Origin of the sequence: Superficieibacter electus (genome assembly GCF_002915575.1) — a bacterium.
GTDB classification, from domain to species: domain Bacteria; phylum Pseudomonadota; class Gammaproteobacteria; order Enterobacterales; family Enterobacteriaceae; genus Superficieibacter; species Superficieibacter electus.
The window spans coordinates 1-1,477 of record NZ_PQGD01000072.1; the positions used below are offsets into that span (position 1 = coordinate 1).

General features: G+C 47.3%; 1 protein-coding gene and 1 pseudogene. Both read right to left on the reverse strand.

The features are described from left to right. Positions 1-206 precede the first annotated feature (206 nt). On the reverse strand, positions 207-641 hold the full coding sequence (pcoE, locus tag CHU32_RS27810) for a copper resistance system metallochaperone PcoE (RefSeq protein WP_004388336.1): 435 nt from the start codon (positions 639-641) through the stop codon (positions 207-209). Positions 642-856: 215 nt separating this feature from the next. Next, positions 857-1,477 (reverse strand): annotated as a pseudogene (gene pcoS / locus CHU32_RS27815) (copper resistance membrane spanning protein PcoS); the annotation flags it as partial.

Here is a 1,477-nt window from a genome sequence, read left to right on the forward strand (position 1 = left end):
AGCTGATAGAAACAGAAGCCACTGGAGCACCTCAAAAACACCATCATACACTAAATCAGTAAGTTGGCAGCATCACCCGTTGGTCAGATGAATGCCATTCCCTTGACAGTTGAAAATTTATGAGAGAGTTAAAAAAACGCTCCCGGACGGGAGCGTAAGCCAGTGACTTCGGCGTCAAATGAGGGTCTAACAAGTGGAGCTGCGGGTTAATTCTGGGTGATCTGGCTGCGATGCTTTTCAGCCTGCTGCTGATGAATAACGGAAGATTGACCATTATTCGCCTTCTCATGCACAACAGCGGCTTTCTCATGCTCGTTCATTTCGGAAAATGATTTTGCTGTTTCGTTAGAAGCTGCTGGCTTGGATTTCATCATTTTTTTATGCATTTCAGCCATGTCCTGATGGGCAGCAGAATTGCCGTTTTGCATCATTTCATGGGACATTGCGGCCTGATCGTGACCGCTCATATCCATCATTTTCATGCTCTCCCCCTGAACTGCACTTTTTTCAGCGGATGATTGCATCTGATGGGCAGGCGCCTGGGCATTATTTACCTGGTCATGCATGTTCATTGTCTCTGCAGCCCAGGCAGATGAAGCGACAGCCATCATGGCAATAAAGGATACAAGGATCTTTTTCATGGTTGGGTCTCCGGTGTTTTCATACCCGAACAATCAATGCTTATAACAGAGAAAGCATTTGATCTCAGGGCTGGTTGATCATCATGCTAGGAACCGGGCGATTGAATTATCACGCTGTCCTGATTTATGGCTGATTATAAAAAACCGCCTCTGTTTATCGCGTGACTGAACGATGACATTTTTGTCACCTTCCGGGTTTCTCCTGAATAACGGTATTAATCCATTAACAGACGCACACTGAACACAATTTCCCGCCCCTGCTGTTCTGCTGACAGCTCGCCGCCGTGAGCATGAATGATCGACCTTGTAATTGATAATCCCAGCCCCGCGCCTTCCGTGTTGTAGAACCTTGATGAGTCTGCGCGATAGAACCGGTCAAACAAACGTTCCAGATTAGCGGGAACCTGGCCGGATATCGTATTCGTAATCATCACGTTCACACAGTCACTGTCACGCTCAAGGTGTATCGCTGTACAGGTGTTATCGGGAGAATACTTGATTGCATTGGAAAGCAGGTTACTGAAAGCACGTCGGAGCATATCGCTGTCTCCGGCAACAACGCCCTCTCCTTCAACCGTGATTGTCTTTCCTGTTTCGTCTGCCAGGGGCTCGAACAACTCACGTAATTCATTCAGTTCGGCTGCCAGATCCACATCATGTTTATCCAGCCGCAGCAGACCATGCTCTGAACGTGCCAGAAAAAGCATGTCACTGGTCATTCGTGACAACCTTTTCAGTTCTTCCAGGTTAGCGAATAAAATTTCGCGGTAATGCGAAACATCCCTTTCCTTAGCCAGTGCAAACTGCGTCTGCATCATCAGATTACTGACTGCTGT